The 22,654-nt window shown below is 31.0% G+C and carries 24 protein-coding genes; 17 read left to right on the forward strand and 7 right to left on the reverse strand.

What is annotated here, in order from left to right:
• Window positions 1-83: 83 nt before the first annotated feature.
• Complete coding sequence (locus ACWJKP_RS01085; RefSeq protein ID WP_165411774.1) at window positions 84-230, reverse strand: small, acid-soluble spore protein, alpha/beta type; 147 nt, start codon at window positions 228-230, stop codon at window positions 84-86.
• 155 nt (window positions 231-385) lie between these two features.
• On the opposite strand from ACWJKP_RS01085, the gene proC reads away from it, so the two are divergent.
• From proC to ACWJKP_RS01120, 7 genes are all read left to right on the forward strand, one after another.
• Complete coding sequence (proC, locus tag ACWJKP_RS01090; protein WP_165411773.1) at window positions 386-1,195, forward strand: pyrroline-5-carboxylate reductase; 810 nt, start codon at window positions 386-388, stop codon at window positions 1,193-1,195.
• Window positions 1,196-1,573: 378 nt separating this feature from the next.
• The gene (locus ACWJKP_RS01095; protein WP_165411772.1) at window positions 1,574-1,849 is read left to right on the forward strand and encodes a hypothetical protein; all 276 of its coding nucleotides are present in this window, start codon (window positions 1,574-1,576) and stop codon (window positions 1,847-1,849) included.
• 196 nt (window positions 1,850-2,045) lie between these two features.
• A complete protein-coding gene (locus ACWJKP_RS01100) occupies window positions 2,046-2,909 on the forward strand; it encodes a methionyl aminopeptidase (RefSeq protein WP_165411771.1) in 864 nt (287 codons plus the stop codon).
• A 397-nt stretch (window positions 2,910-3,306) separates the two neighbouring features.
• Window positions 3,307-6,237, forward strand: coding sequence for an insulinase family protein (locus tag ACWJKP_RS01105; RefSeq protein WP_165411770.1), 2,931 nt, complete (start codon window positions 3,307-3,309; stop codon window positions 6,235-6,237).
• Between the two features lie 38 nt (window positions 6,238-6,275).
• Window positions 6,276-7,223: a phosphoglycerate dehydrogenase gene (locus tag ACWJKP_RS01110; RefSeq protein ID WP_165411769.1), complete on the forward strand. Its 948-nt coding sequence runs from the start codon at window positions 6,276-6,278 to the stop codon at window positions 7,221-7,223.
• 46 nt (window positions 7,224-7,269) lie between these two features.
• Window positions 7,270-9,012 (forward strand): MutS-related protein, encoded by a 1,743-nt coding sequence (locus ACWJKP_RS01115; protein ID WP_165411768.1) that lies wholly within the window; start codon window positions 7,270-7,272, stop codon window positions 9,010-9,012.
• A 73-nt stretch (window positions 9,013-9,085) separates the two neighbouring features.
• Window positions 9,086-10,315, forward strand: a complete 1,230-nt coding sequence (locus ACWJKP_RS01120) for a competence/damage-inducible protein A (protein WP_165411767.1) — start codon at window positions 9,086-9,088, stop codon at window positions 10,313-10,315.
• 144 nt (window positions 10,316-10,459) lie between these two features.
• On the opposite strand, the gene ACWJKP_RS01125 is transcribed toward ACWJKP_RS01120, so the two are convergent.
• The 6 genes from ACWJKP_RS01125 to ACWJKP_RS01150 form a co-directional block, all read right to left on the reverse strand.
• Window positions 10,460-10,969, reverse strand: a complete 510-nt coding sequence (locus ACWJKP_RS01125) for a ferritin (protein ID WP_165411766.1) — start codon at window positions 10,967-10,969, stop codon at window positions 10,460-10,462.
• Window positions 10,970-11,341: 372 nt separating this feature from the next.
• Window positions 11,342-12,535 carry a S8 family serine peptidase gene (locus tag ACWJKP_RS01130; protein WP_165411765.1) on the reverse strand — a complete coding sequence of 398 codons (1,194 nt, stop codon included), beginning with the start codon at window positions 12,533-12,535 and terminating at the stop codon, window positions 11,342-11,344.
• A 74-nt stretch (window positions 12,536-12,609) separates the two neighbouring features.
• Window positions 12,610-13,038 (reverse strand): DMT family transporter, encoded by a 429-nt coding sequence (locus tag ACWJKP_RS01135; RefSeq protein ID WP_224579104.1) that lies wholly within the window; start codon window positions 13,036-13,038, stop codon window positions 12,610-12,612.
• A gap of 107 nt (window positions 13,039-13,145) precedes the next feature.
• Window positions 13,146-13,631 (reverse strand): dUTP diphosphatase, encoded by a 486-nt coding sequence (locus tag ACWJKP_RS01140; RefSeq protein ID WP_165411764.1) that lies wholly within the window; start codon window positions 13,629-13,631, stop codon window positions 13,146-13,148.
• A gap of 79 nt (window positions 13,632-13,710) precedes the next feature.
• Window positions 13,711-14,259, reverse strand: coding sequence for a 2'-5' RNA ligase family protein (locus tag ACWJKP_RS01145; protein WP_165411763.1), 549 nt, complete (start codon window positions 14,257-14,259; stop codon window positions 13,711-13,713).
• 38 nt (window positions 14,260-14,297) lie between these two features.
• On the reverse strand, window positions 14,298-14,846 hold the full coding sequence (locus ACWJKP_RS01150) for a hypothetical protein (protein ID WP_165411762.1): 549 nt from the start codon (window positions 14,844-14,846) through the stop codon (window positions 14,298-14,300).
• A gap of 248 nt (window positions 14,847-15,094) precedes the next feature.
• Between ACWJKP_RS01150 and ACWJKP_RS01155 the strand changes: the two genes are divergently transcribed.
• The 10 genes from ACWJKP_RS01155 (at window position 15,095) to rlmH (ending at window position 22,452) form a co-directional block, all read left to right on the forward strand.
• Complete coding sequence (locus ACWJKP_RS01155; RefSeq protein ID WP_165411761.1) at window positions 15,095-15,253, forward strand: DUF1540 domain-containing protein; 159 nt, start codon at window positions 15,095-15,097, stop codon at window positions 15,251-15,253.
• A gap of 222 nt (window positions 15,254-15,475) precedes the next feature.
• Window positions 15,476-16,732: a UDP-N-acetylglucosamine 1-carboxyvinyltransferase gene (locus tag ACWJKP_RS01160; RefSeq protein ID WP_165411760.1), complete on the forward strand. Its 1,257-nt coding sequence runs from the start codon at window positions 15,476-15,478 to the stop codon at window positions 16,730-16,732.
• Between the two features lie 25 nt (window positions 16,733-16,757).
• On the forward strand, window positions 16,758-17,543 hold the full coding sequence (locus tag ACWJKP_RS01165) for an MBL fold metallo-hydrolase (RefSeq protein WP_165411759.1): 786 nt from the start codon (window positions 16,758-16,760) through the stop codon (window positions 17,541-17,543).
• 142 nt (window positions 17,544-17,685) lie between these two features.
• A complete protein-coding gene (locus ACWJKP_RS01170) occupies window positions 17,686-18,249 on the forward strand; it encodes a GerMN domain-containing protein (RefSeq protein ID WP_165411758.1) in 564 nt (187 codons plus the stop codon).
• Between the two features lie 125 nt (window positions 18,250-18,374).
• Window positions 18,375-18,872 carry an SEC-C metal-binding domain-containing protein gene (locus tag ACWJKP_RS01175; protein ID WP_165411757.1) on the forward strand — a complete coding sequence of 166 codons (498 nt, stop codon included), beginning with the start codon at window positions 18,375-18,377 and terminating at the stop codon, window positions 18,870-18,872.
• 401 nt (window positions 18,873-19,273) lie between these two features.
• On the forward strand, window positions 19,274-20,158 hold the full coding sequence (locus ACWJKP_RS01180; RefSeq protein ID WP_165411756.1) for an ABC transporter ATP-binding protein: 885 nt from the start codon (window positions 19,274-19,276) through the stop codon (window positions 20,156-20,158).
• 5 nt (window positions 20,159-20,163) lie between these two features.
• A complete protein-coding gene (locus ACWJKP_RS01185) occupies window positions 20,164-20,961 on the forward strand; it encodes an ABC transporter permease subunit (RefSeq protein ID WP_165411755.1) in 798 nt (265 codons plus the stop codon).
• A gap of 50 nt (window positions 20,962-21,011) precedes the next feature.
• The gene (locus ACWJKP_RS01190; protein ID WP_224579102.1) at window positions 21,012-21,464 is read left to right on the forward strand and encodes an ABC transporter permease subunit; all 453 of its coding nucleotides are present in this window, start codon (window positions 21,012-21,014) and stop codon (window positions 21,462-21,464) included.
• Complete coding sequence (locus tag ACWJKP_RS01195) at window positions 21,458-21,802, forward strand: ABC transporter permease subunit (protein ID WP_462961376.1); 345 nt, start codon at window positions 21,458-21,460, stop codon at window positions 21,800-21,802. The genes ACWJKP_RS01190 and ACWJKP_RS01195 overlap by 7 nt, the downstream gene beginning before the upstream one ends.
• 170 nt (window positions 21,803-21,972) lie before the next feature.
• On the forward strand, window positions 21,973-22,452 hold the full coding sequence (gene rlmH / locus ACWJKP_RS01200; protein WP_165411754.1) for a 23S rRNA (pseudouridine(1915)-N(3))-methyltransferase RlmH: 480 nt from the start codon (window positions 21,973-21,975) through the stop codon (window positions 22,450-22,452).
• Window positions 22,453-22,654 lie beyond the last annotated feature (202 nt).

A 22,654-nucleotide genomic window follows, 5' to 3' on the forward strand; every position in this document is an offset into this window, starting at 1 on the left:
ATAATATCATAAATTAAAAATTAATTTATGAAGTAAAAGAAAGAAAGGGGAAGATATCTTTCTTTTACTAATATAGAGAAGATCTATTCTGTTTCATTTCCTAATTTCTTAGATTCTTTAGAAACACCTATTTCGTTGGCAGTTTCCATTCTCATTTTATCTAATTCTTTTTTCGTTTTTGGATTAGCCTTTTTATTATCTTTACTATTTTTGTTGTTTTTGTGTGACATTGCAAGATCCTCCTTATATTACTTAGAGCACAAATAACTATTAATCGATTTGCTCCTTTATAATAAATATTTCAATATTAGTATAACCAAGTTCATGAAATGTATGTGATATAATTAGTATTATTAAAAAAAATTATATAGGAGGAAATAATTATATGAATAAAAAGATAGGATTTATAGGCTGTGGTAATATGGCAAAGGCTATGATAAGTGGAATAGTAAAATCAAATTTAGTTTCTAGCCAACAAGTAATAGCAAGTAATCCATCAGATAAGAGTTTAAATAAGGTAAAAGAACAATATAATATTCTAGTAACTAATGACAACAAGGAAGTTGCTGAATTTTCTGATATATTAATTTTAGCTGTAAAACCCTATAAATACTCTGAGGTTATCGATGAAATAAAACCATATTTAAAGACGACGGTAGTTATAGTAACTATAGCTGCAGGGGTAACTTTAGAATATATGAGTAATACACTCGGAGGCGCTGCAAGGGTTATAAGAACTATGCCAAATACTCCAGCGTTTGTTGGCGCGGGTATGAGTGCACTTTGTGCTAATAAAAATATAACTAAAGAAGAATTGCAAGACGTAGTAAATATTTTTGAAAGTTTTGGTAAGATAGAGATATTAGAGGAAAAGCTTATTGATGTAGTTCCGGCGGTAAGTGGCTCATCTCCTGCTTATGTTTATATGTTTATTGAAGCTTTAGGTGATGGGGCGGTGCTTCAAGGAATGCCAAGAGAAAAGGCTTATAAAATGGCAGCGCAAGCAGTGCTAGGGGCAGCTAAAATGGTACTTGAAACAGGAGAACACCCAGGAAAACTTAAAGACGATGTATGCTCACCAGGTGGAACTACTATAGCGGCCGTATACACCTTAGAAAAGAATAATTTTAGAGGATCAGTAATTTCAGCTATGGAGAGTTGTACAGAAAAGGCAATTAAAATGGGTGAAAAATAAGAGTTCAAAAAATAGAGGCAGTTACATATGAATCTCAATAGAATGAAACAGTTTGGTGACTAGGTACAGGATTAGGGTATAAAATATGCTCTAATCCTGTACCTTTTTTATTGTGCAACAAAGAATTACCCCTGAAAATATTTGTAATAAAATTACATGAAAAACATATACATTTATTAAGGGTTTGATCAATTTGCATCCCTAAAGCACCACTATAGCAGATAATTTAACGACATTTCAGAAGGTAAGTCTCCAACTTCTATAAGTGGGAGTTCCATACTATAACAAAGAGAAAACTTCAGTGGGAGTATAAAATCTCCTTCTGAAGTCGTTAATATTTCAGCTCGGCAGGAGATGATTTAACTGGAGGGAAAGCAAATGGAAACAAAGGGTTTATTGGTTAAGATTAATTATTCGCAAGAGGGTAATGACAGTTTAGCAATATCTTATACTACTAATATAAATAAGGATAATCATTCTTCTAAGTATTTAATTTGTGGAGGAAGGTATAATAGAAATGGTGGAACTATAATGTTTAAGGCTAAAAATATAGAAGAAGCTTTAGAAATAGCTAATAATAATCTAGTGGCCAAAGCAGGAGTTAATAAATATGAGTATTTTAAACTATCAACATCTGAAATAGGGTTAACGTAAATACGCATTAATACCACTATGTATTTTGAATTTTCAATGAATACATTGACACAATCACAAAAAGTTTTTGCGAAACGGTTGAATACTTGGGATTATGAACTATAATTAAAGATGAAATCATCAATATAGAATATACTTACAACTAAACTGTGGTTGTAATTGACGGTTTGAATAATTTCAATTGGGAGGAAATATAATGAATAAACTATCGCGAAATGATATTTGTTGGTGTGGCAGTGGTAAGAAATATAAAAAATGTCACATGGATCAGGATATATTTATAGGGAATATAGAGGAAAAAGTAGGTTATAAAATACCTAGAGATATAATGAAAACAGAGGAACAAATAGAGGGTATAAGGAAAAGTTGTAAGCTAACTCATGATATACTCGATATTGTTGGGGAGAGAATAAAAGTTGGAGTAACCACAAATGAAATTAATACTTGGGTACATGAATATACTGTGCAGCATAATGCATATCCAGCACCACTCGGCTATGGGGACTTTCCTAAGAGTGTATGTACATCTATAAATGATGTAATATGTCATGGTATACCCGATGATACAGTTCTAAAAGATGGTGATATAATTAATGTAGATGTGTCTTGCATATTAGATGGATATTATGGTGATGCTAGTAGAATGTATACAATTGGAGAAATGTCTAAGGAAGCGTTAGATTTGGTGCGTGTATCGAAAGAGTGTTTAGAAAGGGGTATAGAGCAGGTAAAACCCTTCAATACCCTTGGAGATATAGGGTGTGCTATTCAAGAGTATGCAGAAGGTTTTGGATATTCGGTAGTATACGATTATGGTGGTCATGGCGTTGGATTGGAGTTTCATGAAGAACCATTTGTACCTCATATAGGCAGAAAAGGAGAGGGGTCAATATTACTACCTAATATGATTTTTACTATTGAGCCTATGATTAATATCGGTAGTCCTGAAACAGATGTACTTGAAGATGATTGGACGGCAGTTACAGTAGATGGTTCATTGTCATCTCAGTGGGAACATACAATACTTGTTACTAAAACTGGATATGAGATACTAACATAAGACTACATTATATGTAAAAATACCGCCAGAAATGGAGGTATTTTTATATATAATGTTTTATAAGTCACTATTCTATTTTTATTTATGTACCAATGGTATTGTAAATGTCGTTAAATTTTATAAATAGGATTAATTAAGCTTATGAACATAAATGGAGAAAGGGAAGATAAAATAGCATTATATGATTTTGTTGTTTAGGTGTAGTATAGACAAAATAAAAATGAGGAAAGATAAATCTATAATTTATGGTGATGGTAGCGCGGAATAAAATGTTGTATAATGAATATAATAGGTAAATATTGATATTGACAGGTGTAATTTACATGGGGCAAGGTTTTAGGATATGAAACACTTAATAAGTATTTAAACTTTTAAAAAAAGTACGAGGAGGACAGAAATGAAGTTTACGATTGGCGGTATATATCACGGATTTAAGTTAATTGAAGAGAAAAATATAGGAGAGCTAAATTCTGTTACAAGGTTGTTTGAACACATTAAAAGTGGGGCTAGACTGTTGCATTTAGAAAATGATGATGATAACAAGGTGTTTTCTATAGGATTTAGAACACCACCGAAAAGTAGTAATGGGCTTCCACATATACTGGAACATTCAGTGCTTTGTGGCTCTAGAAAATTTCCAACAAAGGAGCCTTTTGTTGAATTAATAAAGGGATCTTTAAATACATTTTTAAATGCTATGACTTTTTCTGACAAAACGATATATCCTCTAGCTAGTAAAAATGATAAAGATTTTTTTAATCTTATGGATGTGTATTTAGATGCAGTTTTCTATCCGAATATATACTCACAACCTGAAATATTAATGCAAGAGGGCTGGCATTATGAATTAGAAAACAAGGAAGATAAACTAACTTATAAAGGTGTAGTTTATAATGAAATGAAAGGTGCATTTTCATCTCCGGAAGGGTGTCTCATGCGCAAGGTTCAAGAGTCCTTATTTCCGGACACATCATATGGCGTAGAATCTGGTGGAGATCCAGAATGTATACCAGAATTATCGCAGAAAGAATTCATAGAGTTTCATAAAAAATATTATCATCCATCAAATAGTTATATATTCCTATATGGAGATGGAGATATTGATAAACAGTTACAATTTATTAGTGAAGAGTATTTAAATAATTTTGATAAAATTACAGTAGAGTCATCTATTAGCTTACAGAAACCATTTAGCAAATTGGAAGAAGTTAAGATGGATTATCCTATTTCATGTGATGATGATGAGAATGGCAAAACATTCTTAAGTATGAACTTTGTATCAGGTGATAATATTAGCCATCCAGAAATGCATTTAGCCTTTGAAATTTTAGAGTATTTATTACTAGAAAGCGCTGCAGCACCTTTGAAGAAAGCACTTATAGACGCCGAGATAGGTAAAGATGTATTTGGAGGGTTTGATAATAGCATATTACAACCGGTGTTTAGTATAGTAGTAAAAAACTCTAATGAAAGTGAAAAAGAAAGATTTAAGGAAGTTGTATTTACAACTTTAAAGGATTTAGTTAAAGAAGGAATAGATAAAAAATTAATAGAAGCTTGTATAAATAGTACTGAATTTAAATTAAGGGAAGCTGACTTAGGTGGTTTTCCAAAGGGATTATATTACTATATAACTAGTATGGACAGCTGGCTTTATGATAAAGATCCAACTATGCATTTAGAGTATGAAAGTTATTTGATCAAAATAAAAGCTGCATTAACTACTAATTATTTTGAAAAACTTATAGAAAAGTACCTAATAAATAATACCCATAGTTCTATGGTTATATTGAATGGTAAAAAGGGCCTAGCAGAACAAAAGTCCAAGGCAGTAGAAGAAAAACTAGCTAAGTATAAGGAAAGTCTTTCAGAAAAACAAATAGAGGAAATAGTGCAACAGGGGAAAGCTCTTAAAGAAAGACAAATGACGCCAGATGCTGTGGAAGTGCTAGAAACTATTCCTTTACTTGAACTAACGGATATTGAGAAACAAGTAGAACATTTACCTTTAAAGGAAAAGGATGAGCAAGGAGTAAAAGTATTATCTCATAATATATTCACTAATAAAATTGCCTATATAAATGTATTATTTGATTCTAAAAAAGTAGATATAAAGTTACTGCCTTATGTAACATTATTATCAACTATTTTAGGAAGGGTAAGTACGCAGAATACTAGTTATTCTGATTTATCTAATGAGGTTAATATTCATACAGGCGGAATTCATTTTACCACAGAGGTATTTGGCGAAAGTGGAAATTTTGAAAAATATAGCCCCAAGTTAGTAGTAAAGACTAAAGCTTTAACTGAAAAGCTTCCTAAATTATTTGATATTATGGTAGAGATAATTAGCAATACTAAATTTGATGAAAAGAAACGTTTGAAGGAGCTAATTCAACAATTAAAATCAAGGCATGAAATGAAAATTCTTGATAGAGGACATATGGTAGCAGCTGGAAGACTTACATCGTACTTCTCGCCAGCTTCAGCTTATATAGAAAAAACTACAGGAATAGCTTTTTATAAATTTATTGATGAGATTGAAAGAGATTTTGATAACAAAGCAGAAGAGATCATTGAAAACTTAAACAAGGTATCAAAGCTTATATTTAACAAAAATAATCTTATAATAAGTGTTACAGGAGAAGAAGACATATATACTGCATTTACTACAGAGCTACCTAAGATTATAAGCGTCTTAGGAGAAGAAAAATTGCCAGATGCATTGTATAATTTTGATCTAAATAAAAATAATGAAGGATTATTAACCTCATCAGATGTTCAGTATGTAGCTAAAGGATATAACTTCATTAAGAAGGGATATTCATATTCAGGTAAAATGCTAGTACTTAAAACTATAGCAAGTCTCGATTACCTATGGAATAGAGTGCGTGTGCAAGGTGGCGCCTATGGTGGTTTTGCAAATATAGCTAGAAGTGGGAATATAGTCTTTGTATCTTATCGTGATCCTAATGTCCAAGAGACCTTAAAAGCTTACGATGGAATATGTGATTATATAGGAAGCTTTGAAGCCTCAGAAAGAGAAATGACAAAATACATTATTGGAACAATCAGTGAGCTTGACTCACCATTAACACCTTCTATGAAAGGTGAGCGGGCGACAGCATATTATATAAGAGGTATTACTGAGGAGCAAAGACAAAAGGAAAGAGAAGAAGTATTAAGTACAAATCCTGCGGACATTAAGTCTTTTAAAGCACTATTAAATGATGTTATAAAGGAAAACTACTTTTGTGTACTGGGAAATGAAACTAAACTTAAAGATAATAAAGAAATATTTACTAATTTAGTAAATGTATTTAAATAAGGTGCCTTATGGCACCTTTTTTTCGAAGGAGGATTTGCATGGCTATTAAAGCGCTCTTTACATACAATTATGGCGAAGAAAAAATGAAAGGTATAGAAGATTTTGGGTATGATATAAAGGTAACTAAAGAGCAAGATTTAATTTATAGTGAAAAGCTTGAGGACGTAGAGGTTTTAATTTGTTATAATCCCTTTAAAACACTCGCCATAGAGAAAATGAAAAAGCTAAAATGGATTCAATTATCTAGCATAGGTATTGACCAATTGCCAACAGAGTATGTTAAAAACACTTCTATTATAATTACGAATAATAAAGGTGGCTATAGTATACCAATGGGGGAATGGATTGTATTAAAAACTCTAGAGCTTTTTAAGAATAGTAAGGGGCTATATGAAAATCAAGTTAATAGAAAATGGAAAATAGATGCAAGTATTCAGGAGATATATGGTAAAACTATAGGATTTATAGGGACAGGCACAATAGCTGCGGAGGCAGCCAAACGATTTCAAGGGTTTGGGGTGAACTTATTTGGCGTAAATACAGATGGTAGAGATGTTGAATATTTTAATACATGCTATGCTATGAGTGAATTAGACCAAATGATTAAATTATGTGATGTGATTGTGTGTACACTGCCATATACCAAAGCTACCCATCATTTAATTAATGAAGATAGATTTATTGCAATGAAGAATGGAACTTTTTTCATAAATGTAGCTAGAGGGGGTATTGTGGATGAAGCTTCTTTAATTAAAAATTTAAAAAATGGTAAACTAGCAGGGGCCGCAATAGATGTATATGAAGAAGAACCCTTAAAATTGGATAATCCATTATGGAATCTAAATAATGTTATATTAACTTCTCATAATTCCTGGATTTCAGAGATGAGAAACCACCGAAGATTTAAACTTATATATAAGAATATGAAAAAATATGTACAAGGGGAAGAACTAGTAAATGTAGTAGATTTAAAAAAAGGGTATTAGATTATTTATAAAAAGGAGTTAGTGATTTTTAAGGGGGATAAGGTAAGTGGACAAGGATAAAAAATTTAGCAACTTATTTATAACAAGCATGGTTATGGCTGCAATCATAACTTACATAACAATTATTTTAGGGAAAAATGCAAAAGAAATATATTTTTGGGGAATTATTATCTCTTTAGTCTTAGTGATGCTAGGCCTAGTAGCAAGAAGCAAAGCAATATTTTACAAGAAATTAAAAGAAGTTAGAGAAAACTATGGTGTTGAAAATAAGCGAGAGAGGAAATTTGAAGATATTAAATTATTATTTGATGTATTGAAATATAAAAATCCGCAGGAAATATATGTTGATGATCAAACTTACTTAGATTTAAATATGAACCAGGTTTTTGAAAAGGTAGACAGAACATTGTCATCTCCAGGGGAACAGTATTTATACCATATTTTAAGAAATCCAATTTTAAAAAAAGAAAAACTAATTAATAGAAATAAGACTATAAGTTTTTTTCAAAAAAACAAGGAAACAAGAGAAAAAATACAAGTTAGTTTATTAAAGCTGGGAAGACAGCGCAATAATACTGTAACATCGTTTTTATGGAATGAGATCTTATATAAAACTTCAATGAAGCCATTGCTATATCTTTTAACAGTACTAGCTTATGGTTCTTTAGTTTCAATAGCTTTTATTGGAATATCTAAAGCCTTTTATTTCTTATTTACAATGTTTTTAGCTAATGGGTTTATTAATGTTAAGATTAAAAAACAGGTTGGGGCAGAAATTGAAGCTACGGGATATTTAGGAAAGATAATTACGTTAGCTGAAGTTATGGGAAGAGTAGAGGATGAAGAGATAAAGGAATATACCTTAAAGCTTAAAGAAAAAGCAAAGGGTTGCAAGGTGATAATGAAAAAAGCTACCTCCATTGGAATAGGAAGAATAGAAGGTGCAGATGTTATTTTTGAGTACTTTAATATGTTCTTTTTAAAAGAAGCTAGAGGCTTTTATAGAATAATAGATGAGGTTAAAGCACATATTGAAGAAATAAGAGAAATTTATTTAATTTTAGGAGAAATTGATGCATTAATATCTGTAGCGTCCTATAGGGATGGGCTTTTAGAATATACGGAGCCTAAATTAACAAAAGGACTTAAACAGATAAAAGGTGAGAATATAAAACATCCATTAATAGAAGCTGCTGTAGGTAATTCTCTAACTATAGAAAAGGGTGTTATTATAACTGGTTCAAACATGTCAGGTAAATCTACTTTTTTAAGGGCTGTGGGCTTAAATGCACTATTTGCACAAACTATTTTTACCTGCCTTGCTACAAGCTATGAAGGTGGATATTTCAATATAGTATCTTCGATGACTGTAAGTGATAATATAACTGGTGGAAAAAGTTATTATTTAAGTGAGGCAGAGGCAATATTTAGAATAATTAATGTTTGCAATGAGGAAGTAACAAACCTATGTCTTATTGATGAAATTTTTAGGGGAACTAACCCTATTGAGAGGGTTAATGCTTCTGCTGAAATTTTAGCTTATTTGTCTACTCACAATTCTTTGGTTGCAGTAGCTACACATGATCTTGAAATAACTAAAATGGTAGGAGACTTATATGAATGCTATTATTTTACTGAGAGTGTAGGGGAGCATGGATTAGAGTTTGATTATAAAATAAGAAAAGGGGTATCTTCTACCAGAAATGCAATAAAAGTACTTGAATTTATGGAATATCCAGAAGAAATTATTCATAGAACCAATGAAAGAATTATAAAGAGTAAAATTTAAGTGAAATTACTCTTTAATGTAAATATGTAAATACCACTTGCTACGTAAGTGGCATCTAAGGGAGGAAGTTATTATGAAAGCAGAAATATTATCAGTAGGTACGGAAATATTACTCGGCGATATTGTTAATACAAATGCACAATATATTGCTAAGAGACTTGCAGATCTAGGTATATCAGTTTATCATCAGTGCGTAGTTGGAGATAATCCAGAAAGACTTTTAGAATCATATAGATTAGCATTTAGTAGAGCTGATTTAGTTATAACTAGTGGGGGACTTGGACCTACAAAGGATGATTTAACCAAGGAAGTAGCTTTTGAATATTTTGGCAAGCGTAGCGTTGTTCATGAAGCTTCTTTAAAAATTATTGAGGATTATTTTAAAGATATGAACAGACCAATGACGAAAAGCAATAAGAAACAAGCGTATTTTCCAGTAGATGCGGTAGTGATTCCTAATAATAATGGCACAGCGCCGGGATGTATAATAGAAGAAAATGGAAAGATAATTGCACTTTTACCTGGTCCACCTTGGGAAATGAAACCTATGTTTGAGGAGGCTGTTATTCCTTATCTTAAAAAGTTTGCGCAAGGTGTATTAGTTTCAAAGGTGCTCAAAGTTATTGGAGTGGGAGAGAGCAGTGCGGAAGAAATGATAGAAGATATATTGAATAATCAAACTAATCCAACTGTGGCACCCTATGCTAAAGCAGGGGAAATGACATTTAGAATTACAGCAAAGGCTAATACACAGGAAGAAGGCACAAGACTGATTGCGCCTATGGAAGATGAAATACGTAGAAGACTAGGAAATAACATTTATGGCGAAGGGAATACAACCTTAGAAAATGTACTTGGAGAAATGCTTATAAATAAGAAGTTAACTATATCCACAGCAGAATCTTGCACAGGAGGAATGGTAGCTGCAAAGCTTATAAATTACCCAGGGATATCTTCTGCGTTTATAGAGGGGGCAATTACATATAGCAATGAGGCTAAAATTAATAGATTAGGAGTTGCGAGAGAAACATTAGATAAGTATGGTGCAGTAAGTAGTGAAGTAGCAGCAGAAATGGCGCAAGGTATAGCAAAAACTGCAGGCACTAGTATTGGCCTTTCAACTACGGGAATTGCGGGCCCAGATGGTGGAAGTGCAGAAAAACCAGTGGGACTTGTATATGTTGGGTTATATATTAATGGTGAAGTTAAAACTAAGATGCTTAAATTATCTGGTAACAGGCAGAAAATACGTGAGAGTGCAACTATGGAGTTACTTGATTTAGTTAGGAGAGAGCTATTGTAGTTAACTTGCACTTATAAAAAGTCATTAAATAAAAAAAAATTATAGTATTGTATAATGGAACTAATAAAGGCACATATCAATATTGATATGTGCCTTTAAAAATCTATTTAAAATATATATGTTACTTTTATGAATTTATCTATTTTATTTAGTAACAGGTGGTACAAAAACCCTAGTTGCGAGTTCGTTATCCAGCATATAAATACTTGTAGGATCAGCGTTGATTCTCGCAAGCCTTTTTATAAGGCCATTAAAATTAGATTCTTCCTCAACTTGCTCATCAATAAACCACTTAAGTAAGCTTATAGTAGCATGTTCTTTTTCTTCAGTAGCAATGTCAGTAAGGTTATAAATATTACTAGTTACAACTTTTTCATGAGCATATGCTATGTTAAAAACATCAAGAAGTGTTTCATAATCATTTTGAGGTTCACTCATTCCTTCTAAAGTTAAGCGTCCGTTCATTTCATTTATATAATTATAAAATTTCATAGCATGGAATTTTTCTTCTTCAGCTTGTACTTTAAAGAAATTAGAAAAACCATCAAAATCTTCTGCTGCGCAATAAGCTGACATAGCTAAATAAAGGTGTGCAGAATAAAATTCAAAGTTCATTTGCTTGTTTAGTTCATTGAACAATCTTTCGCTTATCATAATAATCCTCCTCATATTCCTCTGGTCTAAAACAATGATTATGACCTTGGAAATGTAAATTTACAATAGTATAATATTATTGTTTGACGTTGATAATTGTTTTTACTTAATTATAAATATTAAACAATATCTATATTATACACCAAATGTGTTTTTATTAAACAATAATTATACAGCGAATGTATAGTTATTGTGCTAACATGCCATATATATTAGGAATTAGGCTTTAAAATATAATTACATTAAACATTTCAGAAGGAAGATCTCCCACTTTTATAAGCGGGAGTTACATACCCTAACAAATAGAAAACTTCAGTGGGAGTATAAATCTCCTTCTGAAGTCGTTAATGTTTCAGCTCCGCAGGTGATGTTTTAAGGTAATAATTTTTCTAAGTTTACAATTCCAGAACCTTGCATATATTTTGGGGAATTTATTAGGCTTGAAGATGTCTTTAATAAAGCCAATGTATCCTTATAACATAAATTTATATTGTTCTCATACAGCAGTGCACATAATCCACTTATAAAAGCTGCAGAGCATGAAGTTCCAGTGTAGGTCGTATACAGATTAGTGATGCGAGTAGGATAAAGCTTCACACCATTTTTTTCAGAGATAAATTGTGCATCAGAAATCAAAGAGCAAATATTAACACAGGCAGCTATCAAATTTGGCTTATCGAGCTTTTGGAAAGGACCACAGGAAGAATATTCATATATTTTTGGGCTTCCTATGCTATCATACCCACCTACCGTTATACAATTTTTAAGAGTAGCTATGCCCCGCACAGAACTTTTAACATTTTTATTGCTACCACTAGGAACGATTACTACTATGCCCTTTGAGATTGCAAGGTCGAAAAGCTTTGAGAATAAAGAAAGGACAAATTCATTAGTTTCAAAAGTTTCAAAAGGAAGGCAAATGATTTTAAGGTTAAAGTCATTATCTTCGCTTAATAGAGTTTCTAATGAAAACAAAATATCAGATACAAAACCCTTTCCTAGTTTATTAAAGGCTTTAATCATGTATATATGGCTATTTTTGGCGACACCTTTATACATACCCTTAGATCCATAACCACTACCACAAATTAAGCCGCTCATAAAGGTGCCGTGACCATTATCATCATAAGGATAGTTTAAATTATTAACAACGTCTACAAACTTTCTAATTTTATTACAAGGATTTAATAAGTCAGGATGGGGATACACACCGCTATCAATTATTCCAACGCCAATGCCCTTTCCAGTAAGGCTATAGTCATTTTGAAAGGATACGCCATTTGACGCGAGTATACTATTACCACATAAATGTGCATAAGAATCAAAAGTTATATAAGCTACTTGGGGATATTCTAGTAATCTATATATAGCACTGGAAGTTAAAATAGCACAAATACAATTTATTGAGGGGATATGGCGTAGAATATCACATTTTAAAGATTTAATTTTATTAACGGTTTTAGTCTCAAGGGATTTGCAATGTATTATTACCCTATAGTTTTCATATAGGCTACTAAGTAAAGCACACCTTAAGTTGGGATCTAACTTATTTTTGAAGGAAAACATGTATGCCTCCTAAACGTATTGTTACATTATTATAGTATATGCAATTTTTTTGAAAATGTTAATAAAAAAGATTACTAAAACTTCCATTTAAAGATTATTATACCTGCAATCATTATACCAATACCTATAAACTTAGATAAAGCAAATTTGATTTGCTGAGCTCCGAACATTCCAAATCTATCGATGACACCGGCAGATAGTAGCTGAGCTACTAATATAATTGCAATGGAGCATGTTGGTCCCATTTTTGTTATTCCCTGCATAACAGAGAATATAATTATAGCGCCTAAGAATCCTCCTAGTAAATATAATTTATTTACTTGTTTTATAGCTTTAATATTACCATTGCCAACTATAAGGAGTATTACTAAGGTCACGATGAACCCAGTTCCTTGAACAAATACGTTAGTTTCCCAAAGACCAACTTTTTCACTTACCCTTGTATTAAAAACACCTTGAAGACTCATACAGACGCCTGCAACTATAGAAAATATTAATCCCAATTACAATCACACTCCTCTAGGGTAGTTTACCCAGAATGTGTTGTAATATTAAAAAAATATAGTGAAAACCTTTCAGAAGAAAGGTTTCCACTATATTTGAATATGAATTAGTATCCATTATCCTGTCTTTCATGATTAATTTTATTTTTATAGAAATATGCATTTTCAATATCTTCTTCTGAAAATCCTAGATTTTGACCTAAACTCAAAAAGTTTTGAAAAATATTTAAATAGTTATCAAGAGAAGAACAAATTATAAAATCTGAAATATTTGTATACACAGTTAAAAACTGCTGAGATAATTCAGAGGTAATACATTTAGTATTCAAAGTAATATCTTGAAAGTTTTTTTCTATTCCGAGGCTTAAAATAAAGTGTATACAATCAACATATTCTTCAAGAATTACATCGTTACTTGAAGGTTTCTTTGTACTCCAAAATTTAAAACAACGAGTTTCATTCGCGAGTTCGCCTAGTTCCACTTGAAGGGAAAGTATTTTTTTTTGTAATAAGGGTACTCCTTCAAGGTTATGTTGCACTTGAATTCTATGGTCTAAAGTATTTTGCATCTGGAATAATTTTTGTAAATTCATATTTGAAACCGCCTTTTTACTGAATTATGTATATTCATTTTAATCGATATTAAGGTGCAAGAAAATCAAATGATATATTTTATAGAATATATTTCTTAGTCACCATTTCATCATTGTTATTTATAGGTTTCCAAAGTTCGACAGTATCTATTGTGATAGTTCTTGAGAAATTTTCATCCTTGGCTGAAGCACAAGCTGCTAAATATTCACTATTAGACCATTCTCTATCAGCAAAAGTTGTGTTAGCTAGTGAGATATGCAAATTCCAAGTTTCAATATCATCTCTAACCTTAAAGCCATGTAAATTTAAAATTGAATTTATATCCTTAGATAATTGATATATAGTGCCTTCATTACCAATATTTAAATTTACAGACTTATAGGGAGGGTCAAAACATATCACACCATTCAATTCAACTTCAAATTTAGTATAATTCTTAAGAATGTTTTTTAAAGCAGTATCCAAATCGTAAAGATTGGGATTAGTTATTATTTCTAGAGTTACATGAAGCATAGGTAAATTAGCATCAGACTTGTATAGGTCATACTTTTCACAGATTGCCTTTTGCATAGATTCTATATATTTATAAGAAACTTTATCAAATAAGCCAACCAAGTAGTAAATCATTGTCATCCCCCTCAAACCTAAAATATAACTTTATGTTTTTAGTATTCCCTTAGCTCATAAGTTTTAACTAACATTTCCTTTTTAGTACTAACCTGTTTCCACAATTCAAGTTTAGAAACCTTTACAAACTGTAAGAAATCATCCTTATCTAAAGCTTCATTAATAGAAATTGTACTTCCGTTATATGACTTTTTAATGATGTGATTGGCATTAGCTAATATAATATTTAAATCAATATTATAATCATCACTTTTAACGTTAAAACTATGTAAATCTAAAGTGTCTGTAATATTTCTTGCTAACCGAAAGATATATCCTTTATCTTCAACATCAAGATTAACTTGACTTAAATTTTCGTTTAAACTAATACTATTATTTATAGCCACTTTAAATTTTTTATAAGGAGATAGAATTTTAGAAACAACAACATCTAATTTTTCTAAATCAGGATTAATTATTGAAACTATAGGTATAAAAAGATTACGAGAACTCTTATATAGTTTATATTTTCTACAGATATCTCTTTGAATATTTTGAACTGTAGAATTAGATAAATCATCAAATAACGCAACTAAAAAATATTTCATATGTTTCCTCCAAGCAAAATTAATAACCAATGTTGGTTAACATTATTTTGAGTAAATTATAAGTGTATTATAACATAATTTTTAGGTTTTGTATTTCCTGTGTAAATTTATGTATGAAGATTCATTTGTAATTTATTAAGGTGAAAAAATGAAGATGTTACAATTTAAATATTTTTGTATAGTTAGCATAATTATTTTTGATTATGCTAACAATAGTTTTATAATTAATAAAGGGAGGTGCTTTTCTTATGAAGCATAATGACAGTATAGGTTGTACCGTAAATGAATGTGAATACCATTGTAAAGATGATAATTACTGCACTTTAAACAAAATTGAAGTTGTAAAACATGAAAGTGTTGCTAAAACACCAGAATGTACAGACTGCGGAAGTTTTAAAACAATATAATAAAGCTAAATAATGTAAAGATCACTCGTGGAAGCACGGGTGATTTTTTACGTTGTTTTTTTAGCAAAGTATAAATATTGTAAGAAATTCTGTGTTTAATAAAATAATATCGTCTAACATTTAAAAAAAATGTTAAAATATAATGTAATTATGGTATAATTCAATTGTATGTATAAAAATGAAAGTAATTAATATATAATGCATAGTGAGGATGATACAAATATGGATAAATTGGTAATTAACGGAGGCCGACGTATTTTTGGTCAGGTAGAAATAAGTGGTGCAAAAAATGCAGCAGTAGCAATTTTACCAGTAGCTATAATAGCAAGTAAGGGTAAATGTATCATTGAAAATATTCCCAATATAGAAGATGTAAATTGTATAGAAAGAATATTGGAAAATTTAGGCTGTGAAATTAAAAGAGAAAAAAATTCAGTTTCTATAGATAGTACAAATATAACTAGCATTGATGCTAACACAGAAGATGTAAGAAGAATGAGAGCTTCCTATTATTTGATTGGTGCGCTTTTAGCTAGGTTTAAAAAGGCTAGGGTAGAGCTTCCGGGGGGGTGCCCTATAGGTGTAAGACCTATAGATCAACATATAAAAGGGTTTGAAGCACTTGGAGCAACAGTAGTTATTGAGAATGGTGCTGTAAACATTCAGGCAGATAAACTAATTGGAACTAGTATTTATTTTGATGTTGTTAGTGTAGGTGCAACAATAAATGTAATGGCCGCTTCAACGCTTGCAGAAGGTACAACTATTTTAGAAAATTCTGCAAAAGAACCACATGTTGTTGACGTAGCTAACTTTTTAAACTCTATGGGAGCTAATATTAAAGGGGCAGGTACGGATGTTATAAGAATTATAGGTGTAAAAGAATTAACAGGATGCAACTATAGTGTAATTCCAGATCAAATTGAGGCAGGTACTTTTATGATAGCAGCTGCTGCTTGTGGTGGGGAAGTAACTATAAATAATGTTATTCCAAAACATCTTGAATCAATTTCAGCAAAGCTTATGGAAATGGGAGCAGATGTACATGAAGGTGGAGATAGTGTTACTGTTAAATCTGAAGGAAGACTCAAGGCTGTAAATATTAAGACTTTGCCTTATCCTGGATTTCCAACGGATGTCCAACAACCAATGAACACATTGTTATCTGTTTCAGAGGGTAGAAGCATAATAAATGAAAGCATTTGGGAAGCTAGATTTAAGCATGTGGACGAGCTTAAAAAAATGGGCGCTAATATAAAGGTTGAAGGAAGTGTCGCTACGGTAGATGGCGTAGATAAACTTATAGGGAAAGTAGTTATTGCATCAGATTTAAGAGCGGGAGCAGCTTTGGTTATAGCGGGGCTTATAGCAGAAGGTACTACAGAAATTTTAGGCATAGAGCATATTGATAGAGGATATCCAAATATTGAAGAAAAATTTAGAAGCATAGGGGCGGATATAAAAAGAGTTACTATGTAACAATTTGAAATTAAAGGAGACAATTATGATATTCTGTCCATTATATAGTGGAAGTAGCGGAAATAGCATATTTGTAGCGTCGGAAAATACAAAAATTTTAGTTGACGCTGGTATGCCAGGTAAAAGCATTGAAAGCGCACTTAAAGAAATAAATCAAGATCCTAATGATATTGATGGCATTTTTATTACTCATGAACATTCTGACCACATAAAGGGTGCAGGAATTATTTCTAGAAGATATAATGTACCAATATATGCCAATAAAAATACTTGGGAAGCTATGGAAATCAAGATAGGTAAGATAAAAGAAAATAATATAAAAATTATCAATAATAATTCTGTGGATATAAAGGACATGCATATAATAAATTATAATATATCACATGATGCGGCGGCACCTATAGGATATGCTTTATATAGTGGAAATAAGAAGGCATGCATAGCTACAGATTTAGGATATTTTTCTGACGAAGTAAAGAATATGATAAAAGATGCAGATGTAATTCTACTCGAGAGTAATCATGATGTGGAAATGGTGAAATTTGGTCCCTATCCGTATCCGTTGAAAAGAAGGATATTAAGTAATATGGGACATCTATCCAATGATGCATGTGGGAAAGCTATAGTAGAAATAATGAATGATAAGCAAAAACATATTATTTTGGGACATTTGAGTAAAACTAATAATTATCCTGATTTAGCCTATCAAACAGTGGTCAATATACTCAAAGAAAATCATATCGAAATAGGTAGGGATATTTCTTTGAATTTAGCTAGAAGAGATATGCCAAGTGATGTAATCAACTTTTAACAACATTTCAGAAGGAAAGTCACTTACGTCTATAAGCAGGTGTTACATAATATAACGAATATAAACTTTAGTGAGTGCCATAAATCTCCTTTTGAAGTCGTTAATTAGGCCACTTTAGTGGATTATTAAAGGGAGGTCAAATATGAAAAAAGCAATCAAAATATTATTATGTTCATTGCTAGTTGGCTCAACAATGTCATTTTATGGGTGCGAAAAAAAAGATGAGAAAAGTGTTACAAATAAAGAAAAGCTTCAAAATCTAAACCTGCCCCTAGAAAAAGATGGATTTATCCAATTGGGTGTTTATTTTGATGGCACTAAAGAGGGTTCTGATGTAGAAGTAGTTAAAGATGAGAGACTTATTAATAAAGAAGAGCTTATCGGGGAAACTATTATGCAAGAACTTGTAAAAGGGCCTACTGTAAAAAGTGAGCTAAAACCAATACTTCCTAAAGAGACTAGGATATTAAGTTTTTCTATTAAAGATAATATTGCTTATGTTAATTTAAGTAAAGAAGCTAAAATAGATATGACAGAAACAAAAGAAAAAAGCTGTCTAAAAGGGATATCGGCGTCATTAACTCAATTGTCATCTGTAAAGAAAGTAAAGATAACAGTGGAAAATAGGAATATTGATACTATAGGTGGAAATTTTGATATATCAAAGCCTTTTAGTAAAGAGGACCTAATTCCAATTAAAAAATAATAGGTTAGTTGTAAGAAATTCTGAAAGTATATTCAATTTAACAATTTTATGTTGAATGCTAGCGAAATATTTATTAAAATAATGTAATATAACAAAATATAGTATGATTCGGAGGAGAATAGAGAATGAGTTTATATAAAGAGTGGACAGATATGGTGGTTGATTATGTTAAACGTAAAGGAGAACCTGCATTTTGGCATGATTATGGGGAAATAGAAAAACGTGTCTATACAAAATTATTATCAAACCATAAAGATGAAGTTAAGGGTACAATGGAAGAGCTTGCAAAATACTTTGATGTATCTAACATATATTTTATGGGATTTGCTGATGGGATAAACGATAGTCTTTTAGACCCTATAAAACTAGAAGAAACTGAAAGTGATACAAAAGTAGATTTCAAAATAGATTTTGAAAAACTTTATTTCAATATGCTAGATGCAAAAGCAGATTATTTATATGAACTTCCACAATGGGAAGGGATTTTTTCAAAAGAAAAAAGAAAAGAAATTCAAATAGCTTATAGAGATTCCAAAATGGTGGTCAATAACGACAAAATCGGAAGAAATGACACTTGCCCCTGCGGAAGTGGGAAAAAATACAAAAAATGCTGTGGAAAATAATATAGTATAATTATGTAAAATAATATATGAATTGTAGTAAATAAAACTTTGCACTTTTGTGGTAAGTTTTATTTATTTTTTTTGGATTTTTTTATAATTTAATCAATTAGATGTTATTCTAATAAAAGGATAAATATATTAGTTAACGAAAATATTGTTGGTAAAATAACAATATATTTCCTGTGGGGGTTGTTTTTTTCAGTCATCGGGGTAATATTATGACTATACTAATATGCTATAAAAATAGGAAGCTGGAATGAAGGTGTTAAAAATCATTCAAGTATGAGTGAAATGTATGAACAGGCACTTGATATTTATGATTTTTATAAAAATGCAGTATACAAGGAGGAATATCTATAATAAGCAATATAATTGTATCAAAATTACAGGGGGGATTATTAATGAATGCTATTGAAATCAAAAATTTGACTAAAAGTTATGGTAAAACAAGAGGTATTACAAATGTAAGTTTTAATGTTGAACAAGGAGAAATCTTTGGTTTTATTGGACCTAACGGTGCAGGTAAATCAACAACGATAAGAACGTTATTATCTCTGATTTATCCTACTAGTGGTAGTGCTACAATTTTCGGTAAAGACTGTATAGAATTTGGTCCTGAGATAAGGAAGGAAATAGGATATTTACCGTCAGAAATTTTTTATTATGATAATATGAAAGTTATTGATTTACTAAAGTATTCTGCTAGTTTTTACAAGAAAGATTGTAGCAAAAGAATTACAGAACTAGCTGAGATAATGGATCTTGACATCTATAAGAAAATTGATGATTTATCTTTTGGGAATAAAAAGAAAGTTGGTATTGTTCAAGGCCTGCTACACTCACCTAAACTTATTATACTTGATGAGCCCACTAGTGGACTTGACCCGCTTATGCAACAAAAATTCTTTGAGCTTCTTGAGGAGGAGAACAAAAAAGGTGCAACAATTTTACTTTCTTCTCATATTTTAAGTGAGGTCCAGAGGCTATGTAATCGTGTTGCAATTATTAAAGAGGGGAAAATAATAAAGGTTGATAAGATTAGTACATTACAAGAAAGTAACCATAAAAAAATTAAAATTGAGGTAAAATCAAAAATAGATGATAATTATTTTAAAATCAGTGGAGTCGCCAATTTAGATATAAAGGATAATGTAGTAAGCTTTTTGTTTAGTGGTAATATTAATTTTATTATGAAAAAGATTTCGGAAATAGAAATAAGTAATCTTTGGATTGAAGAGCCAGACCTTGAAGAGATCTTTATGCATTACTATGAAAAGGAGGACTAAAAGCTATGAATATGTTTCTTCATGAATTAAAGGCTTATAGGAAATCCACTATTATATGGACTTGTTCTTTAATAACACTTGTTATTCTTTTCTTATCAATGTTCCCCGCTTTTTCAAAGGAAGCTGAGGCATTTAAAGAAATAATGAAAGGATTTCCAGAGCCAGTAAGAAAGGCAATGGGATTCTCTGTAGATAGTATGTCTTCTATTTTAGGGTTTTACTCCTATATGTTTTTATATACAACACTTTGTGGTGCCATTCAAGCTATGAATCTAGGAACCTCCATCGTATCAAAGGAAGTTCGCGCAAAAACAGCAGATTTTCTTTTAACTAGGCCTGTTACTCGCAGGGCGATTATGACATCAAAGCTAATGGCTGCATTAACCTGTCTTGTAATTACTAATATAATCTACTTGTTAGCTTCTAGCATTATGGTGTCCATTGTTTCAACAAAAGACTATAGTTACAAGCTATTTTTTATGATTTCTATTACATTGTTTTTCGTTCAGATTATGTTTCTTGCTTTGGGGATTATAATTTCAGTTGTGATGCCAAAGATTAAATCGGTGCTATCTATTTCCCTTGGCACTGTATTTACATTTTTCATTATTGGTATGTTTGCAGCTACATCGGGAGATGATGCCATGCGTTACGTTACTCCTTTTAAGTATTTTGACGTAAATTACATCATGAAAAATTCAAGTTATGAGGTTTCATTTATTATAATAGGAATAGGATTTATTGCTTTTGCAATTACTGCCAGCTATTTTATATATTCTAAAAAAGATGTTCATGCTGCTTAGATATGTTAACACTTAATATTTATTAATGGATGATACGAGGGGGTTAGTTTATGAATGTATTTATTGTAGAGATGAGGGCCCATAGAAAAGGGCTTATTATATGGGCTTTTGGTATTTTATTTATGGTTGTAGCTGGTATGGGCAAATATGTTGCATTATCAGTCTCAGGTCAGTCAATGAATGATTTATTTGATCAAATGCCAAAATCTATGCAAAAAATCTTTGGCATCGGTAGTTTTGATTTGTCAAAGGCTAGCGGTTATTATGGAATGCTCTTTTTATATTTAGCGCTTATGGCAACTATTCATGCTGCTATGCTTGGGGCTGATATAATTTCAAAGGAAGAACGGGATAAAACAGCAGAGTTTCTACTTTCAAAACCTATTTCAAGAAATAAAATCATAACATCAAAACTATTGGCAGCCTTTGTGAATGTTTTAATATTATTACTTTGGTTTCTTCGATCATTGTGGTGGGGAAATACAGCAAAGGGGAAGTGGTAACCACAGAGATAGTAATCTTAATGATCGGAATGTTTATTTTGCAGCTTATATTTATGTTTATTGGCACGGCCATAGCTGCAATAAGCGAAAATCCAAAGACTGCAACATCAATATCTACAGCAGTTCTTTTAATAACGTATATATTATCTATGGCAATAGACTTAAGCGGTAAATTTAAAAATCTTAAATACTTTACACCGTTCAAATATTATGAAGCTAAGAATTTGATTAATGGTGGTGGTTTTCAATTGAGTTTTGTAGTTTTATCAATTATAATTATTTCAGCGACCATAAGCATCACATATGTGTTTTATAAGAAAAGAGACTTGAGCATATAGAATGCCATTCGAATTTTAGTTATAACATGGGGGTTTATCCATGTTATTTGTTTTTAACGACATTCCAGCTCCGCAGCTAATAAATTAGTTTGTAATTTTGAAATATGTCATGCAATCTTATATTATATTTATGATAAATCTAATATAAGTGAAATAAAGGAGAGCTAAAAATGAATATAACTATAATTTGTGTAGGAAAAATAAAAGAAAAATATTTAAAAAGTGCTATAGATGAATATACAAAAAGATTATCTAGGTATTGTAAACTTAATATAATTGAATTAAGTGATGAAAAAACTCCTGATAATGCCTCTGAAAAGGAAGAGGTTATAATAAAGGACAAAGAAGGAGAGGCAATAGTTAGAAGCATAAAGGATAATATGTTTGTAATTGCTCTAGAGCTAAATGGAAAGACGTTATCCTCAGTGGAGTTGTCCAATTATATAAGGGATTTAGGCATAAGAGGTGATAGTAATATAGCTTTTGTTATTGGAGGTTCATTGGGACTATCTAAGGCTGTTTTAGAAAGAGCTAATTACAAATTATGTTTTTCAAAGATGACGTTTCCACATCAACTATTTAGAGTAATGCTACTGGAGCAGGTTTATAGAGGGTTTAGGATAATAAGTGGGGAACCGTACCATAAGTAACGTAGAATTTATTTGTGGAAGTTCACCTTACTTAATACGGGTTTATCGAAATCTGTAGATGTATTCTTAAAGTTATCCACAACCATAGTATGAAACCTCCACTTTATCAACATTTTATTCATATTAGTATACAGTCATTTGTCATCTCCAACTAATATTATTTAGAATATGGATAAATATATCTATGCCAGTACTCTTAAAT

It is taken from the genome of Clostridium sp. CM037, from assembly GCF_055081095.1.

Bases quoted from the DNA above. Each gene is read 5' to 3' on its own strand.
- ACWJKP_RS01155 (WP_165411761.1), top strand. From the start codon at position 15,095: ATGAAGCATAATGACAGTATAGGTTGTACCGTAAATGAATGTGAATAC.
- ACWJKP_RS01140 (WP_165411764.1), bottom strand. From the start codon at position 13,631: ATGAATTTACAAAAATTATTCCAGATGCAAAATACTTTAGACCATAGA.
- ACWJKP_RS01130 (WP_165411765.1), bottom strand. From the start codon at position 12,535: ATGTTTTCCTTCAAAAATAAGTTAGATCCCAACTTAAGGTGTGCTTTA.
- ACWJKP_RS01190 (WP_224579102.1), top strand. From the start codon at position 21,012: ATGAATGTATTTATTGTAGAGATGAGGGCCCATAGAAAAGGGCTTATT.
- ACWJKP_RS01110 (WP_165411769.1), top strand. From the start codon at position 6,276: ATGGCTATTAAAGCGCTCTTTACATACAATTATGGCGAAGAAAAAATG.
- ACWJKP_RS01085 (WP_165411774.1), bottom strand. From the start codon at position 230: ATGTCACACAAAAACAACAAAAATAGTAAAGATAATAAAAAGGCTAAT.
- ACWJKP_RS01145 (WP_165411763.1), bottom strand. From the start codon at position 14,259: ATGATTTACTACTTGGTTGGCTTATTTGATAAAGTTTCTTATAAATAT.
- ACWJKP_RS01105 (WP_165411770.1), top strand. From the start codon at position 3,307: ATGAAGTTTACGATTGGCGGTATATATCACGGATTTAAGTTAATTGAA.
- ACWJKP_RS01160 (WP_165411760.1), top strand. From the start codon at position 15,476: ATGGATAAATTGGTAATTAACGGAGGCCGACGTATTTTTGGTCAGGTA.
- proC (WP_165411773.1), top strand. From the start codon at position 386: ATGAATAAAAAGATAGGATTTATAGGCTGTGGTAATATGGCAAAGGCT.
- ACWJKP_RS01185 (WP_165411755.1), top strand. From the start codon at position 20,164: ATGAATATGTTTCTTCATGAATTAAAGGCTTATAGGAAATCCACTATT.
- ACWJKP_RS01095 (WP_165411772.1), top strand. From the start codon at position 1,574: ATGGAAACAAAGGGTTTATTGGTTAAGATTAATTATTCGCAAGAGGGT.
- ACWJKP_RS01100 (WP_165411771.1), top strand. From the start codon at position 2,046: ATGAATAAACTATCGCGAAATGATATTTGTTGGTGTGGCAGTGGTAAG.
- ACWJKP_RS01175 (WP_165411757.1), top strand. From the start codon at position 18,375: ATGAGTTTATATAAAGAGTGGACAGATATGGTGGTTGATTATGTTAAA.
- ACWJKP_RS01120 (WP_165411767.1), top strand. From the start codon at position 9,086: ATGAAAGCAGAAATATTATCAGTAGGTACGGAAATATTACTCGGCGAT.
- ACWJKP_RS01180 (WP_165411756.1), top strand. From the start codon at position 19,274: ATGAATGCTATTGAAATCAAAAATTTGACTAAAAGTTATGGTAAAACA.
- rlmH (WP_165411754.1), top strand. From the start codon at position 21,973: ATGAATATAACTATAATTTGTGTAGGAAAAATAAAAGAAAAATATTTA.
- ACWJKP_RS01125 (WP_165411766.1), bottom strand. From the start codon at position 10,969: ATGATAAGCGAAAGATTGTTCAATGAACTAAACAAGCAAATGAACTTT.
- ACWJKP_RS01150 (WP_165411762.1), bottom strand. From the start codon at position 14,846: ATGAAATATTTTTTAGTTGCGTTATTTGATGATTTATCTAATTCTACA.
- ACWJKP_RS01165 (WP_165411759.1), top strand. From the start codon at position 16,758: ATGATATTCTGTCCATTATATAGTGGAAGTAGCGGAAATAGCATATTT.
- ACWJKP_RS01170 (WP_165411758.1), top strand. From the start codon at position 17,686: ATGAAAAAAGCAATCAAAATATTATTATGTTCATTGCTAGTTGGCTCA.